A 16,366-nucleotide genomic window follows, 5' to 3' on the forward strand; every position below is an offset into this window, starting at 1 on the left:
GCCTCCCGCTCCAACTGCATGCAAGGAGTGCTGTCGGACATAGGGACAAGAGGCATGGCAGCGGAAGCGTCGGGCAGCGATCTCATTCAGGTGGTGGCGCTGCTTGCCGCGGGTGTCGTCGCCGTTCCGATCTTCAAACGCATGGGCCTCGGCTCGATCCTAGGCTATCTCGCCGCCGGCGTGGTGATCGGCCCGTTTGGCCTTCGTATCTTTTCCGAATCAGGGGCCATCCTCCACGTCGCCGAGCTCGGCGTCGTCATGTTCCTGTTCATCATCGGGCTGGAAATGCAGCCGTCGCGTCTTTGGGGCCTGCGCCGGGAGATTTTCGGGCTCGGCGCGCTGCAGGTCGGCGTCTGCGCGGTTCTGCTGACCGGTGTCGGTGTGGCCGGAGGCTTTCCAGTCTCGCAATCCTTCGTCGCCGGCGCCGGTTTCGTGCTGACCTCGACGGCGATCGTCATGCAGCTTCTCGAGGAACGTGGCGAAATCGCCTCGCCGAAGGGCCAGCGCATCGTTTCCATCCTGCTGCTGGAAGATCTGGCCATCGTGCCGCTGCTGGCCCTGATCGCGTTCCTGGCGCCGGGCGGCGCCGACACCAGCCTGTCGGAAAGGCTGATCGAGGTCGGCATCGGGCTTGCAGCGATCGTCGGACTGGTGCTGGCCGGACGCTATCTGCTCAACCCCTTCTTCCGCATCCTGGCGGATGCCCGTGCCCGTGAGGTGATGACGGCCGCGGCGCTTCTGGTGGTGCTTGGATCGGCGCTCGTCATGCAGCTCAGCGGCCTGTCGATGGCGATGGGCGCGTTCCTGGCCGGCGTTCTTCTGTCCGAATCGACCTTCCGTCATCAGTTGGAAGCCGACATCGAGCCGTTCCGCGGCATCCTGCTCGGCCTGTTCTTCCTTGCGGTCGGCATGTCGCTCGACCTGCATGTGGTGGTCGCGAACTGGAAGCTGATCGCCATCTATGTCGTCGCCTACATGGTGATGAAGGCGCTCGGCATCTACATCGTCGCCCGCATCCTCAAAACAGGCCATCGCGAAGCGCTGGAACGCGCGGTCTTCATGGCGCAGGGCGGTGAATTCGCCTTCGTCCTCTACTCCGCAGCCGCTGCCGTCGGCATCATCGACGGCCAGGCCAACGCGACGCTGACGGCAATCGTCATCATCTCCATGGTGCTGACGCCGCTGGCGATCATCGCCTTGCGCTATGTCACCCCGCGCGACGAGCAGTCGCTCGACGGGGTCGATGTCGCCGACGGCCTGACCGGCAGTGTGCTGGTCATCGGCTTCGGCCGCTTCGGCCAGATCGCCAGCCAGCCGCTGCTGCTGCGCGGCATCGACGTGTCGATCATCGACAACGATGTCGAGATGATCCAGGCGGCCGCCGATTTCGGCTTCAAGGTCTATTATGGCGACGGCACGCGGCTCGACATCCTGCGCGCCGCAGGCGCGGGCCAGGCGCGCGCCGTGCTGATCTGCGTCGACAAGGCCGATGCCGCCGTTCGCATCGCCGAGCTCATCAAGGCTGAGTTTCCCTTGCTTACCGTGCTGGCGCGCGCCTTCGATCGCGGCACCGCTCTGCAACTCATCCGCGTCGGCGTCGACTATCAGCTGCGCGAGACCTTCGAATCGGCGCTGGTTTTCGGTGGCTCGGCGCTGGAATCGCTCGGCGTCGATCCTGAAGACGTCGCCGAGACGATCGAGGACGTCAGGCGCCGCGACACCGACCGTTTCGAAACCCAGCTCGCCGAAGGCATCCGCGCCGGCCAGCGCTTCCTGCGAGGCAACATCGGCACGCCTATTCCGACACCGCTCTCTACGCCGCGCCGCCCTGGTAAGGCCCTCAATGAAGAGACGGCCGGCGTTCTGCACAAATCCGAAACGGCCGATTGAACGAAGGAACCATGCATGGAATTGGACAGCAGGGCCCTGTCGGTCACCAAATTCTGGCGTGACGCCGGCGAGGATGCATGGTTCGAGAAGAACGAGGCTTTCGATGCCGCTTTTCGCGACCGCTTTCTCGATCTGCACTATGCCGCCGCGCGGCGCGAATGCGACGCCTGGTCGGAGCACGCCGAAGGCTCGCTGGCGCTGATGATCCTGCTCGACCAGTTTCCGCGCAATTGCTTTCGCGGCACCGGCCATATGTGCGCCACCGACCCGCTGGCGAAGCATTTCGCTCAAAAGGCGGTCACATCAGGGCATGATCTGGCGCTGGAACCGGAACTCCGCGTCTTCCTGTACCTGCCGTTCGAACATTCGGAAAACCTTGCCGACCAGGACATTTCGGTCGAACTGCACACCGCCAGGGCCGAGTTCAACCTGAAATACGCACTGGAGCATCGCGACATCATCCGACGCTTCGGCCGCTTTCCGCACCGCAACAGGATGCTTGGCCGCGAAACGACACCGCAGGAGCAGGCATTTCTCGACGGAGGCGGATTCTCCGGCTGATCGCTATGACGGCCAGCGACCACCTGATAGAGAGCTCAGATCAGCCACCAATCCCGGCCGGACCGCAGGCGTTCGATGCCTGATGAGTCGACCGCAGCCAATCGCTCCGACACGCTTCGCCCACCAACGGCCAGGTTCGGCGCGATCTCGGCCAGCGGCGCCAGTACGAAGGCGCGCTCCAGCATGCGCGGATGCGGCACTTCCAGCCCGGTCTCATGGATGACGCGGTCACCGAACACCAGAATGTCGATATCGATCAGGCGCGGCCCCCAGCGTTCCTCGCGCACACGCTTCAGCTTCCGCTCGGCGTCGAGGCAGAGGTCGAGCAGTGCCCGTGGCGACAGCCCCGTCGACAATTCGGCGGCGACGTTGAGGAAATCCGGCTGATCGAGCTTGCCCCAGGGCGGCGTGCGGTAGAGCGAGGAGACGGCGGCGACGCGCGTGTCCGCATCGGCATCGAGAATGCGCAGCGCCGAGGCCATCGAGGCAGCTGGATCGCCCAGATTGCCGCCAAGGCTGAGGTAGACGGTGTTACTCGGGCCAGACAACGGTCACCTCGACATAATCAAGCACGCCAGGCACCGGCGCGTTCGGCTTGCGCACGGTGATTTCGGCCCTCCTGATCTGCGGAAACCGCTCCGTCAGCGCCTTTGCCACTTCCATGGCCAGAGCCTCGATCAGGAAGCGCCGTTCGCCGGTGATGATCTTCTCGATCACCGTGAAGGCTATGCCGTAGTTGACGGTTTCCTCGATGGCGTCGTCGACAAGCGCGCGCCCGGGTTCGACCGACAGCACCGCGTCTACATAGAAACGCTGGCCGAGCGCCTCCTCCTCGTCGAGCACGCCATGCCGGGCAAAGAAGGCGCAGTTCTTCAGGCGGATGACATACATGGCTCAGCGTCCCGATGCGGCGGTTTCACGCGCCAGCATAGCATCCGCCACGGCCAGCGCGTCCACGTTGATTGCGACATCATGGACGCGAAACAGATGCGCGCCCTTGAGCCTGAGAATGACGCTGGTCGCCGCCGTCCCGGCGGCGCGGTCGGACGCATCGCGGCCGGTGACGGTGCCGATGAAGCGTTTTCGCGAGGTGCCGGCCATCAGCGGAAAGCCGAGCGCATGGAGCTCGGAAAACCGTGCCATCAGGTCGAGATTTTCCTGCGCCGTCTCCTTGGCGAAGCCGAAGCCCGGGTCAAGCACGATGCGATCGTCCGCAATGCCGTTGCGGCGGGCGATCTCCAGCGATTTTTCCAGGAACGCAAACTGGTCGGCGATCACGTCGGGCAGCTTCTCGCGATCCCGCCCAGTATGCATGATGATGAGCCCGGCGCCGGTTTCGGCGGCGACCCGCGCAATATCGGGCTCGCGCTGCAGGCCCCAGACATCGTTGACGATATGCGCGCCGGCAGCCACGGCCAGCCGCGCGGTTTCGGCACGATAGGTGTCGACCGAGACCAAAACCTCACTGGCGCTCGCCAGCGCCTCGATCACCGGCAGGACGCGCGCCTGTTCCTCGCTGGCCGATAGGGTGGCGGCGCCCGGCCTGGTCGATTCTCCGCCGACATCGATGATCTGGGCCCCTTCCCCGATCATGCGGCGCGCTTGGGTCAGCGCCGCTTCGGGCGCATCGAACAGGCCGCCGTCGGAAAAGCTGTCGGGGGTGACGTTGAGGATGCCGACGACCACGGCCTTGCCGCCAAGGTCGAGATGGCGTCTATGCGCCAGCTGCCATCGCCTCGCCGTCATTGTTCATCAACCATGGGGCTCATCAACCAAGGGCTTATCAACGATGTGTGATCCGTAAGGGATCAATTCCGTTGCGTCGGCAACGGCCGTAAAGCAAGGTGGGTAAAGAGGCAATATGATGAAACGATCCCTGCTTTGCGCGCTGCTGCTTGCCGTGACCGCCGCCCCGGCGGGCGCGGCCAATCTGGTGAAAACATACAGCTATTTTTCCATTGGCGGCAGCACGCTCGAGGATATCGAGAAGCAGCTCTCCACACACGGCCCGCAGGTCAAAAGCACGGGCTCGCGCCACCCCGGCGCCACCCAGATGGCCTTCACCACCCGTATCAGCTACGCCAAGCAGGCAGGCTCCTGCCGGATCGCCGACGCGGTCGTGACCGTCAAGGTCAAGGTGATCCTTCCGGAATGGCGCCGTCCGCGCAAGGCGGACCCGGATGTGCGGGTGTTCTGGGATACGCTGGCGGCCGACATCAAGCGCCACGAGGAACGCCATGTCGAGATCGCCAAGAACCATGCGCGCGTACTGGAAGACGCGCTGAAGGCGACCTATCCGCAAAAGGATTGCGGGGCGGCCAAGGCCAAGGCGGCCGAAATCACCGCCGCCATCCTCGCCAGGCACGACCGCGCCCAGGTGCAGTTCGATCGCGTCGAAAGCGTCAATTTCGAAAGCCGTATCCTGCGGCTGATGCACTATCGCATCCAGCGCATCGAAAACGGCCAGCTGCCGCCACCGGGCTGAATTTCGTCGACGCCCGCAATGGCGCCGATGCAAGCCAACCGGGCCGAAGCGTAGTGCCAGCTTCGAAAATTTTCGAACGGCAGTCGAAATCGACCTATACGAAACGCCATATCACGGGTTGGCAGGGCACAACCCTCGAGGAACGGGCACCACGACCGATCGCGCGACGGACACACCAGGCAAGCCCAATCGGTGACCGGACAGCGCGCAAAGCACATGGACAAAGACTATGGACCAGGCTGCCGACAAGCAGACCATGGCGGCTGCCGCCACACCGCTGACCGAAAGCGAGAAGAACGCCATCATCGGCGGCGTGCTTTTGTCCATGCTGCTGGCGGCGCTCGACCAGACCATCATCGCGCCGGCCATGCCGACCATCGCGCGTGCGCTCGGCCACGCCGAGTATCTGCCCTGGATGGTCACCGGCTATCTCCTGACCGGGACCGCCGTGGCACCACTCTACGGCAAGATTTCCGACGTCTATGGTCGTCGCCCGACCGTTTACGCGGCGATCCTCATCTTCCTCGTCGGATCGGTGGTGAGCGCCATGGCCCCCAATATGTTCGTGCTGGTGATAGGGCGCGCGATCCAGGGTGCCGGCGGCGGCGGTCTGTTTGCGCTGGCGCAAACCGTCATCGGTGACCTCGTGCCGCCGCGCGAACGCGCCCGCTATGCCGCCTGGGTCTCCGGCACCTGGGCCGTCGCCAGCATTGCCGGGCCACTGCTGGGAGGCACCTTCGCGCAACATCTGCACTGGTCGCTGATCTTCTGGATCAACATTCCGCTTGGGCTCCTGGCCATGGCGATCATCAACAAGCCGCTGAAGAAGCTGCCGATCGCGGCCAAACATCACCGCATCGACGGATTGGGCGCTGTGCTGCTGGTCATCGCCACCGCACTTCTGCTTCTGGCGCTCAACTGGGGCGGCAGCACCTATCCGTGGTTTTCGCGCGAAATCCTCGGGCTGGTGGCCTGTTCTGCCATGTTCTGGGTCTTGTTCGCCCTGAGGCTGCTAAGGGCCGCCGAGCCGTTGATCTCGCTTGAGGTGTTGAGCAACCCCATCGTGCTCGCCGGTGCGCTGTCGATGTTCCTGCTGCAGGCGGCGAATATCGGCGCTTCGGTCTACCTGCCGGTCTATCTGCAGACCGTCATCGGGCTCTCTGTCAGCGAGATCGGGAATGGCCATGCTCGGCCTTTTGCTCGGCACGGTCGCCGGTGCCGCTTCCAGCGGCCGCCTTATCCCCCGCTTCGTGCACTACAAGCGTATCGCCATGATCGGCATCACTCTGGCCATTGCCAGCATCGGCGTGCTCAGTGCCATTGCGGAACACGCCTCGCTGCTCGAGGTCGAGATCCTGACCACCCTGATCGGCTTGGGCGGTGGAACGACATTCCCGGTCGCGACCGTCTCTGTCCAGAATGCCGTCGACCGAGCCCATCTCGGGGTTGCGACCGGCGTGCTGACCTTCCTGCGGACGCTGGGTGGCGCGCTGGGCGTCGCCCTGCTCGGCGCCGTCGCGCTCGGCTATGGTCTGCCGCTCTCCGCCGAGGGCTCGCAGACGCATATTCAGCTGACATCAGCGTTGCCGTTCGTGATGATCTTCATCACCGCCGGCATCACGCTGATGCTGGGGCTTGTCGCAATGATGTTGATGCCGGAAAAGGCGCTGCGTGGCCGCGACGAGGCGGCCGCGCCCGTTCTCGCAGAATAGAAGCGCTTCTTACCCCACCACGCCGAGCTTCTTCTGCAGGCTGGTCGACGAGGTCGTGTACTGGAACACGATCCGCTCGCCGGGGCTGATGATGCGCTTGGCCGCCTGCGCCATCAGCGCCACTTCGTGGAAGCCTGACAGGATCAGCTTCAGCTTGCCTGGATACGAGTTGATGTCGCCGACCGCGAAAATGCCGGGCACCGATGTCTGGAACTTCTCGGTGTCGACCGGGATCAGGTTTTCGTGGAGATTGAGCCCCCATTCCGCGATCGGTCCGAGCTTCATGGTCAGGCCGAAGAAGGGCAGCATGCGCGTGCATGGCACTTCGATATCGCCGTCCGGGCCACCCTTGATGGTGGCCGATGACAGCTGGCCGTCGGCCCCGGTGAGCCCGGTCACCTGGCCGACCCTGAATTCCAGCTGCTTCATCTCCTGCATGGCATACATTTTGTTGACGCTGTCGGGGGCCGCGCGGAATTCGGGGCGCCGATGGACCAGCGTCACGCTCTTTGCCACCGGCTGCAGGTTCAGCGTCCAGTCGAGCGCCGAGTCGCCGCCGCCGACAATGACAAGGTCGTGGCCGCGAAAATCCTCCATCCGGCGCACCGAATAGAAGACGCTCTTGCCCTCATAGGGCTCGATGCCCGGGATCGGCGGGCGCTTAGGCTGGAACGAGCCGCCGCCGGCGGCGATCACCACCACCTTGGCCTCGAACACCTCGTTCTCGTCGGTGGTGACGCGAAAGCTGCCGTCCTCCAGTTTCTCGAGGCTGGAGACCATGCGGTTGTAGGTGAAGTCCGGCTTGAACGGATGGATTTGCTCGAGCAGCTTGTCGACCAACCCTTGCGCCGAGATCGAAGGCCAGCCGGGAATGTCGTAGATCGGCTTTTCCGGATAGAGTTCCGCGCATTGGCCGCCGGGTTTGTCGAGAATGTCGATCAGGTGGCACTTCATGTCGAACAGGCCGAGCTCGAACACGGCGAACAGGCCGACAGGCCCTGCCCCGACAATGAGGGCGTCTGTCTTGATTGTTTCGGTCATGCGATGTGTCCCCTTGGGAATGGGGCGAGACTGCATGAGCCGTGGCCTGCTGCCAAGCAGCCAATGTCAAAGAAATTGGAACGTCGGCCGAAGGCGTGTTGAGATTCAGGTCAGGCCGAGCCGAAAATGGCTGATACCGAGAACCGGAGCGGAGCGTATTTCCGTACGTGAACGCAGGAAGCCTGCCGTTGCAGGCCGGCATCACCTGAATATCAACACGCCTTAGCCCTGGCGCTCCGGCACCCGCACCACCAGGCCGTCGAGCGCGTCGCGCACCTTGATCTGGCAGGACAGCCGCGAGTTCGGCTGGACGTCGTAGGCGAAGTCCAGCATGTCCTCTTCCATCGCCTCCGGCTCGCCGACTTCCGCTGTCCAAGCCTCATCGACATAGACATGGCAGGTCGCGCAGGCGCAAGCGCCGCCGCACTCCGCCTCGATCCCCGGCACGGCGTGGCGGATGGCGTTTTCCATGACCGTCGAGCCGTTTTCGGCATCCACGTCGAAATGAGTGCCGTCATGGGCGATGAAGGTCAGTTTGGTCATTTGTCACCTGAGAGTTTCCGCCGAGATAATCACTCCCGCAGACAAGTCAACTGCCGCGCGAAAGCGCCGCTCGGTGACGTTTTTCCACAAACCGGGTCAGCGATTGATGGCGGCGATGAAATCGCGCACTTCGTCGATCAGCTTGCCAAGCCGCTTGAGCGTCTGGCCGTCTTCCGGGCTCCGCTCGATCTCGGTGGCGCAATCGGCGATGGCGAAGGCGCCGACGCCGCGCGCCGACCCCTTCAAACCATGCGCCAGCAGGAGCCGATCCTTGAGATCGGCATCGACTATTTTGTCGCGTACCGACAACGCCTGCTGTACAAACAGCGCCAGCACCTCCTGCTCGAGGGCGCGGTCGCCCATCGTCTGCCGGGCAAGGTGTGCCAAATCGACCGGTCGGGACTGTCTGGTTCCCGATACGTCGCCCCCGGGCATTGAGAAGGCAATGCCGCTTTCGCCACGCATGAACTCGAACTCCGTTTTCTTCGGTCGCCTGAAAAACTAGGCGAATCCAATGGACAACGGGTTAATGAATGGCCGGGAAAAATGTTGCGAAAACGGCGCCCAAATCACGCTTCCGTTAACCTTATATTTAAAGTTTTACGTATCTCGCGGAATGCATGTTTTCTTTACCCCCCTGTGTCATTACGATACGAGGGTCCATTTTCAGCCTCCTGCGCGGGGTACGACAAAAGACAATTATAAGCCCGCGGCAGCTAGTACAGGGTAGCGAAGGCATGGCAAAGAAACCAACGACGACGACGAGAAATCTCGACAGCGACGTGGCCAGGGAACTGGAAAAAGCGCTCGATCTCGACCTCAGCAGCGATGTCGGTAGCGGCGATCTCGATATCGCGGCTTCGATGGAAGATCTGGAGGCGCAGATATCTCAAGCCGCCGACGAACTGGCCCGCGAGGGACGCAGCCAGAAGCCGGCCCCCGCCGCCAATCAGGCCCCCATTGCCAATCAGTCCGCGCCAAAGGCCAAGCCCGCCGAACTGCGCCCCGTCGAGACACGCAATGGCAATGGCACGCAGCCCGCGGGCTTTGCACCGGCCAATGACGATCGTCAGAAAGATTACAAGACACTCCTGCACAGCCTCAACAGGCGCGCCTCCAACACGGTCTACTGGATCGTTGCCTTTGTCTCGCTCGCCTGGATCGCGGGCGCCGGCGGGCTCGCCAACTTGCTGTTCGGACCGAGCATCTGGCGGATCCGCACACTCGACCAGTTCCTTGCCCGGCCCGAGCTGATTGGCCTCGCCATCGCGGCGATCGTACCGATCATCCTGTTCTGGGCCTTCGCGGCGATGATTCGCCGCGCCCAGGACATGCGCATTGCCGCCCAGTCGATGACGGAAGTGGCCTTCCGCCTGACCGAGCCGGAAAACATGGCGCAGGATCGCGTCATGATGATCGGCCAGGCTGTTCGCCGCGAGGTGGCGGCCATGGGCGAAGGCATCGAACGCACGCTTGCCCGTGCCGTCGAGCTGGAAACGCTGGTCCACAGCGAAGTCAACCAGATCGAACGCTCCTATTCGGAAAACGAAACTCGCATCCGTTCGCTGGTCGACGGGCTCGGCAGCGAGCGCGAGGCGGTCGTCACCCATGCCGAACGGGTCCGCGCCTCGATTTCGGGTGCGCATGAGACGCTCAGGGACGAAATCGGCGCTGCCAGCGACATCATCCGCGACTCGATCCTCAACGCCTCGACCAAGCTGTCGATGACGATCACCAATTCCGGCGACACGCTGATCGACCGCATCAATGAAAGCTCGATGTCGATCTTCGATTCGGTTGAAGGCCGGCTCGATCGTATCACCGACAGGCTGTCGACCTCTGGCGAGGCCTTCGCCAGCCTGCTCGACACGCGCATTGCCAAGCTGACCGATACGACGGACGGCCTGACCCGCTCGCTGACCGATCTGCTCGACGATCGCACCACCGGCATGGTGTCGCTGCTTGGCGGCGCCGCGCGCACCCTCAATTCGGAATTCGAAGCCAGCCTCAATGGCATCGAGCGCACGCTCGCTGAACGTGGCCAGGCGCTGATCAGCGAGTTCCAGACCCGCGCCGAAGCGCTGGACACCGGTACCCAGAAGTTGAACGCCGCGCTCGAGGCCCGCGCCCGCCAGATCAACGAAACGCTGGTCGAGCGCGCCCGCGAAATCGCCCACACCTTCGCCGAGAGCAAGGACACGCTGGCCGCGATGATCGATCAGGGCAAGATCCAGATCGGCGCCGACATGGCCGACATCGTCACCTCGACGTCGAGCATGCTGGAGGCCCGCGCCAGCGACTTTGCCGGACGCATGGAAGCGGCGCGTCATGTCGTCTCGCGCTCTTTCGATAGCGACATCCAGCGGCTTGCCGACGCCCGTGTCGGCATCGAGGAAGCCGTCGAAAACCACAGCCGCAAGCTGTCCGAAAGCCGCGAACGCATGGCCGCCGCCATGCAGGCGGATCTGGAGAAATTCGCCGAAGGCCGCGCCGGCATCGATGCCGCGGTGACCAACCAGGTGCAGAAGCTGGCCGAAGGCCGCAACCTGATCGCGCGCGCCCTCGAAGAGGATCTGCGCAAGGTCAATGAATCGCGTGCTGCCATCGACGCGTCGCTGGGCAGCCACCTCGAAAGGCTGGAAGACGGCCGCAACCGGCTCGCGCTGGCTCTCAACGAAGACTCCGGAAAACTCGTGCAAGCCCGTACGATCATTGATGAAATGGTCGCCGGCCACGTTGGAAAACTCGCCGAAGGCCGCAACATCCTGTCACGCGCCCTGGAAGCAGATCTTGGCAAACTGTCCGACAGCCGCGCCAGCATCGACGGGCTGGTCGCCGGCCAGGTCGAGAAGATCGCCGAGGGCCGTGCCGTACTCGCCAAGGCTCTGGAAAACGACATTGCCGGCATCAAGAGCCTGATCGAGGCGCATTCGGCAAAGCTGGTGGAAGACCGCAGCCAGCTCGGCCGTTCGCTCGAGAGCGATCTCTCGGGCATCCGGGGCCTGCTTGACGATCATTCGGGACGGCTTGCCAACGACCGCAGCCTGCTGTCGCAGACGCTCGAAGCCGACCTTGCCAAGCTGGCAGAAAGCCGCTCGAGCATCGATGGCCTCGTCGCCGGCCAGGTTGAGAAGCTGGCCGAGGGCCGCGACATTCTCAAGCGCGCCCTGGAATCCGACCTCAACACCATCAAGGGTGTCATTTCGAGCCAGTCGGAAAAACTGGCGGAGGACCGCGGACAGCTTTCGCGGGTTCTGGAAGCCGACCTGCAGAATGTGAACAGCGTCATCGCCGACCACATGAACAGGCTGGTTCAGGATCGTTCGACCCTGTCGAAGGCTCTCGAGGACGATCTCGCCAAGCTGGCCGACAGCCGCTCCAGCATCGACGGCCTCGTCGCCGGCCAGGTGGAAAAACTGGCCGAAGGCCGCGACATCCTCAAGCGCGCCCTGGAAGCCGACCTCAACACGATCAGGAGCACCGTTGCCGACCAGTCGCAGAAGCTGGTCGACGACCGCGCGCAGTTCGCCCAGGCGCTCGAAGCCGATCTCGAGACGGTCAACGGGTTGGTCAACAGCCACTCTGAGCGACTTGTTCAAGACCGTTCGACACTGTCGAAAGCATTGGAAGTCGACCTCGGAAACGTCAGCGGGTTGGTGAACAGCCACGCCGAAAGACTCGTGCAGGACCGCTCGACACTTTCCAAGGCATTGGAAGACGACCTCGCCAAGCTGGCCGAAAGCCGGTCGAGCATTGACGGGCTGGTTTCCGGCCAGGTCGAGAAGCTCGCCGAAGGCCGAGATATCCTCAAGCGGGCTTTGGAAGCCGACCTCAACACGATCAGAGGTGCAGTTGCCGACCAGTCGCAAAAGCTTGTCGACGACCGCGCGCAGTTCGCACAAGCTCTGGAAGCCGACCTTGAGAGCGTCAGCGGCCTGGTGAACAGCCATGCGGAAAGGCTCGTCCAGGATCGTTCTACTCTGTCGAAGGCCCTCGAGGACGATCTTGCCAAGCTGGCCGAGAGCCGTTCGAGCATCGACGGCCTGGTGGCCGGCCAGGTTGAGAAACTGGCCGAAGGCCGCGACGTACTCAGACGCGCCCTCGAAGCCGATCTCGCCAAACTGGCCGAAAGCCGCTCCAGCATCGACGGCCTCGTCGCCGGCCAGGTCGAGAAGCTGGCCGAAGGCCGCGACATTCTCAAGCGCGCCCTCGAAGCCGACCTGCAGATGCTGACCGAAAGCCGCGGCGATATCGACGGTATCATCGCCGGCCATGTCGGCAAGCTCGCCGAAGGCCGCAACATGCTGAGCCGCGCGCTGGAAGACGATCTCGGCAAGCTCGCCGAGACCCGCAAGGATGTCGACCGTTCGCTGTCCGGCCACATCGATCAGATCGCTGCCCGGAGCACCGACATTTCGGCCGCGATCGCCGCCGATGTGGACAAGATCGAGCAGGCGTTCAGCCGCCAGACCGGCATCATCGAGGAACGCGCCGGAACCATGGAGCGCGCGCTCTCGACCGGCGTCGACAATGTCCGCAGCGTGCTCGAGAAGAGCGCGGTCTTCGTCGCCGGCGCCTTGCGCGAAAAGGTCCTGGAGGTCACCAGCACGCTGCATGAGCAGGCTGGCGCGGCATTCAGTGACGCCGATCGCAAGATCGCCGAGCGCGCAGAGCAGACGTCCGCCGCCCTTCTGGCGCGGGCCGAAGACATCGCCCGCACCTTCGAGGAAGCCGACCGTCGCCTCCACGCCCGTGCGGAAGATACGTCGAACGCCTTGCTCGCCCGTGCCGACGACACCTCCAGCTCCCTGCTGGCCCGTGCCCATGAAACCGCCGATCAGCTGGCCGCCCGCGCCGGCGAGATCGCCGGTACCTTCGACATGGCGGACCAGAAGCTCGCCGCCCGTGCCCAGGCAACCACCGATCAATTGGCCGCCCGCGCTCAGGATACCGCGGATCATCTCGCCGCCCGTGCAAACGAGATCGCCGGGGCCTTTGATGCGGCCGACCAGAAACTGGTTGCCCGCGCCGTCGAGACGGCACAGTCGCTGGCCGCCCGCGCCGGCGACATCCTGCGCAACTTCGAAAGCGCCGACCAGCGGCTCGGCGTGCGCATCGGCGAATCGGCCGAGGCGCTGGCCGCCCGCGCGTCGGACCTTGGCCGCATCTTCGATGCCGCCGATCAGCAATTGGTCTCGCGTATCGCCGAAGGCTCGGATGCGCTGTCCAGCCGTGCTTCGGAAATCGGCCGCATCTTCGACGAGGCCGACCAGCGCCTGGTCGCGCGCATCGCCGACAGCTCGTCGACGATCGGCGAGCATGCGCAGACCATCGTCGGCGCTTTCGCCAGCACCGAGCAGAGGGTCGCCGACCGTGCCCGCCAGACCGGCCAGGAGATGGCCGTGCATGCCCGCGAAATCGAGCAGGCACTTGCCGGTGCCGACGAGCGTCTTGCAACGAGCGCGGCGGCCGCGCCGCCCGTGTCGAGGAGCAGATCGCCAGCGTCGAGAACCGCCTCGCCTTCACCACCGAGACGATGGGCCAGAGGCTCAACGAGCAGGTGTCGAGCGCCGAGGCGCAGCTCGTCTCGCGCGCCAATGTGATCGCCGAGACCTTCACCGCTGTTGGCCAGCATATCGGCCAGAGCACCAACGATGCCGCCAAGACGATCGGCGCCAACACCCGCGAACTCAACACCATGCTCGCGGCGCGCTCCGCCGAAATGTCTAAAATCCTCGACGAGACCGCGCGGCCGCTGGTCGAGCGTTTTGCCCAGGGCGGCTCGGAACTGCAAAAGAGCATGGAAGAGGTCACCGAACGCGCCACGGAGAAGTTGCGCAGCGAAAATGCAGCCTTGGTCAACGCGCTCGCCAGCCGCACCGCCGAGACCTTGTCGGCGGTCGAAGGCGCCCGCTCGTCGCTGTCGGACAGCGTTGCCGATCTGATCGGCCGCATGACCAACTCCAGCTCGCAGCTCGGCCAGCTGATCGAGCAGGCCGCGGTCAACCTCGGCCAGGTCGACGAACGCCTGACCGGCAGCACGCAGAGCTTCGCGGCCACCACCGAAAAGGCGGCTCAGACCTTCGCCAGCTCGGCGCGTCTGGTCGATCCGAACACCACGAGGCTGACGGAACTGTCTTCGTCGACCTTGCGCGAAGTGGCCTCGATCGCCACCAAGTTCGATGAACACAGCCGTCTGCTGGCCAGCGCCTCGGACCTGTTGAGCTCGGCCCAGAGCAACCTCGAACACACGCTGGAAAGGCAGTCGTCGCTCGAAGATCTCGCCGTCGGCCTGGTCAAGAAGTCGGAAGATCTCGAAAGGGTCATGCGCTCGTTCGAGAACCTCGTCGGCCAGACGCTGCAGAATGCCGAAGGCAAGACGATGGAATCGGCCGACAAGATCCGCAACGCCATCACCGATGTCGTCGATTCCGCCACCAAGCGCTTCGCCGATGCCACCGATGAGATGCGGCGCACCGCGAGCTCGATCAAGAGCGAACTCGACCTGACCCGCGCCGAGCTCAAGAAGGGCGTCATCGAGATGCCGGAAGAGGCAAAGGAATCGACCTCCGCCATCCGCCGCGCCGTTTCGGAGCAGATCAACGCCCTGAAGGAACTTTCGGACATCGTTGCGAAGTCCGGTCGCGGCGGCGGCGATGCCGCTGAGCCACGCCCGCTGCGCCCGGCGCCGCAAGCGCCGGCGGCACGTCCTGCCGAGCCGCCGCGTCGCGCGCCGGCACCGCAGCCGGAGCTTCGCACGCCCCAGGCGCCGCTGGGTGGCGCAGCACTTCGCGGCACGCTCGATCTCGAGCGTCCGGCCGAGGCGGCACCGCGCCAGCGTCCTGACGCCGGCGCCCGCACGCCGCAGGGCGGCTGGGTGCGTGATCTCCTGACCGCGGCATCGAACGATGCGGATCTCAGGCCGGCAGCACCACCTTCGGCGCCCGCGGAAGCACCGCGCGCGGCCCCTGCCCAGCGCTCGCCGCTGCATGTTGTGGAATCACTGAACTCGCTGTCCGTCGATATTGCGCGGGCGATCGACCACGATGCTTCGATCGAGCTGTGGAACCGCTATCGGCGCGGCGAGCGGGACGTGTTCACGCGCCGGCTCTACACGCTGAAGGGTCAGCAGACCTTCGACGAAATCCGCCGCAAGTATCAGGGAGAGGCCGAGTTCCGCGCCGCCGTCGACCGTTACTGCGACGACTTCGAAAAGCTGCTCAAGGATGTCTCGCGCAACGACCGCGACAACATCATGGCGCAGACCTACCTGACGTCGGATACCGGCAAGGTCTACACCATGCTGGCCCACGCCAGCGGGCGGTTGCACTGAGCCGAAATTAACAGGCGGGGCCATCGCCCCGCCTGTTTCTGCCTAAATCTCCGGTGCACGTAGAGCCCATCCCAACTGGCTGTTGCGGCCCGGATGCGCTCGCCAAAGCCAAAGCCCGACAGCGCGAAGGCGAAACGACTGCCCTAACCCTCAATGCAAGGGGTTCTGACCGTGAAGACGGCCATCATATTCGACTGCGAATTTCTCTGCCTTGAGGGTTCGCAACGCAGATTCTGGTGCGCAGCCCACGATCCCGATCCGGTCATTGCTCAGATTGGTGCGGTCAGGCTTGGTCTCGAAGACGACTTTCCCCTGCTCGGCACACACAAGGCCTATATCAGGCCGATCGACCGGTTTGGCCAGAGATACGAACTCGACCCGTTCTTCATCAAACTGACCGGCATCACCGAGGAAAACATCGAGACCGAAGGGGTCGCGCTGGGAGAAGCCCTTGCCCAGGTCGACCGGTTTTCCGATGGCGCGCGGTTCTGGTCCTGGGGCAAGGACGAGCTGAACATGATCGCCATCAGCTGCTATGTCGCGGGCATTCAGCCTTCCATCCCGGCCACCCGGTTTGACAATGCCGTAAAGCTGCTGATCGCGGCCGGGATGCCGATCGAGGATCTGGCGAGGACGCCGAGCAACAGGCTTGCGGACTATTATGGCGTCGACCACCCGCCACTGCAGGGTCATGACGCGCTCGACGATGCGCTGTCTGTAGCCTACACGCTGCAGCACCTGTTGAAGACCGGAAAGCTGCGACCGGATGTCTTCGACCGCCTTTAGCCTGGAAGCGTCGAG

12 protein-coding genes and 1 pseudogene are annotated in these 16,366 nt (G+C 64.1%); 7 read left to right on the plus strand and 6 right to left on the minus strand.

Annotated features, from left to right (window positions below; all coding sequences use genetic code 11):
* Positions 1-54 precede the first annotated feature (54 nt).
* Positions 55-1,890 (plus strand): monovalent cation:proton antiporter-2 (CPA2) family protein, encoded by a 1,836-nt coding sequence (locus tag HB778_RS32985; protein WP_183459951.1) that lies wholly within the window; start codon positions 55-57, stop codon positions 1,888-1,890.
* Between the two features lie 15 nt (positions 1,891-1,905).
* Positions 1,906-2,451 (plus strand): DUF924 family protein, encoded by a 546-nt coding sequence (locus tag HB778_RS32990; protein ID WP_183459953.1) that lies wholly within the window; start codon positions 1,906-1,908, stop codon positions 2,449-2,451.
* Between the two features lie 35 nt (positions 2,452-2,486).
* Here the strand turns inward: HB778_RS32990 and folK are convergent, their stop codons facing one another.
* The 3 genes from folK to folP are packed head-to-tail and all read right to left on the minus strand — an operon-like array spanning position 2,487 to position 4,197.
* Complete coding sequence (folK, locus tag HB778_RS32995; protein WP_183459955.1) at positions 2,487-2,999, minus strand: 2-amino-4-hydroxy-6-hydroxymethyldihydropteridine diphosphokinase; 513 nt, start codon at positions 2,997-2,999, stop codon at positions 2,487-2,489.
* Positions 2,983-3,342: a dihydroneopterin aldolase gene (gene folB / locus HB778_RS33000; RefSeq protein WP_010909658.1), complete on the minus strand. Its 360-nt coding sequence runs from the start codon at positions 3,340-3,342 to the stop codon at positions 2,983-2,985. Before folB ends, folK begins: the two co-directional genes overlap by 17 nt.
* A 3-nt stretch (positions 3,343-3,345) precedes the next feature.
* Complete coding sequence (gene folP, locus HB778_RS33005; protein WP_183459957.1) at positions 3,346-4,197, minus strand: dihydropteroate synthase; 852 nt, start codon at positions 4,195-4,197, stop codon at positions 3,346-3,348.
* Positions 4,198-4,312: 115 nt separating this feature from the next.
* Between folP and HB778_RS33010 the strand changes: the two genes are divergently transcribed.
* Together HB778_RS33010 and HB778_RS33015 are read left to right on the plus strand one after the other, a co-directional pair.
* The gene (locus HB778_RS33010; protein WP_183459959.1) at positions 4,313-4,936 is read left to right on the plus strand and encodes a DUF922 domain-containing Zn-dependent protease; all 624 of its coding nucleotides are present in this window, start codon (positions 4,313-4,315) and stop codon (positions 4,934-4,936) included.
* A gap of 229 nt (positions 4,937-5,165) precedes the next feature.
* Positions 5,166-6,648: pseudogene (locus HB778_RS33015) on the plus strand (MDR family MFS transporter).
* A 9-nt stretch (positions 6,649-6,657) separates the two neighbouring features.
* On the opposite strand, the gene HB778_RS33020 reads toward HB778_RS33015, so the two are convergent.
* The 3 genes from HB778_RS33020 to HB778_RS33030 all read right to left on the minus strand — a co-directional run bounded on the left by HB778_RS33020 (position 6,658) and on the right by HB778_RS33030 (position 8,697).
* Complete coding sequence (locus HB778_RS33020; RefSeq protein ID WP_183459961.1) at positions 6,658-7,689, minus strand: NAD(P)/FAD-dependent oxidoreductase; 1,032 nt, start codon at positions 7,687-7,689, stop codon at positions 6,658-6,660.
* A gap of 222 nt (positions 7,690-7,911) precedes the next feature.
* The gene (locus HB778_RS33025; protein ID WP_183459963.1) at positions 7,912-8,232 is read right to left on the minus strand and encodes a 2Fe-2S iron-sulfur cluster-binding protein; all 321 of its coding nucleotides are present in this window, start codon (positions 8,230-8,232) and stop codon (positions 7,912-7,914) included.
* A gap of 96 nt (positions 8,233-8,328) precedes the next feature.
* Positions 8,329-8,697, minus strand: coding sequence for an Hpt domain-containing protein (locus HB778_RS33030; protein ID WP_095200060.1), 369 nt, complete (start codon positions 8,695-8,697; stop codon positions 8,329-8,331).
* 272 nt (positions 8,698-8,969) lie between these two features.
* Here HB778_RS33030 and HB778_RS33035 point away from each other — a divergent pair, with 272 nt between their 5' ends.
* From HB778_RS33035 to HB778_RS33040, 3 genes are all read left to right on the plus strand, one after another.
* On the plus strand, positions 8,970-13,835 hold the full coding sequence (locus HB778_RS33035; protein WP_432421220.1) for a kinesin: 4,866 nt from the start codon (positions 8,970-8,972) through the stop codon (positions 13,833-13,835).
* A complete protein-coding gene (locus HB778_RS43570) occupies positions 13,769-15,565 on the plus strand; it encodes a hypothetical protein (protein WP_432421221.1) in 1,797 nt (598 codons plus the stop codon). The genes HB778_RS33035 and HB778_RS43570 overlap by 67 nt, the downstream gene beginning before the upstream one ends.
* A 171-nt stretch (positions 15,566-15,736) precedes the next feature.
* Complete coding sequence (locus tag HB778_RS33040; RefSeq protein ID WP_183459965.1) at positions 15,737-16,351, plus strand: 3'-5' exonuclease; 615 nt, start codon at positions 15,737-15,739, stop codon at positions 16,349-16,351.
* The last annotated feature ends 15 nt before the right edge of the window (positions 16,352-16,366 follow it).

It is taken from the genome of Mesorhizobium huakuii (assembly GCF_014189455.1).
GTDB lineage: Bacteria > Pseudomonadota > Alphaproteobacteria > Rhizobiales > Rhizobiaceae > Mesorhizobium > Mesorhizobium huakuii_A.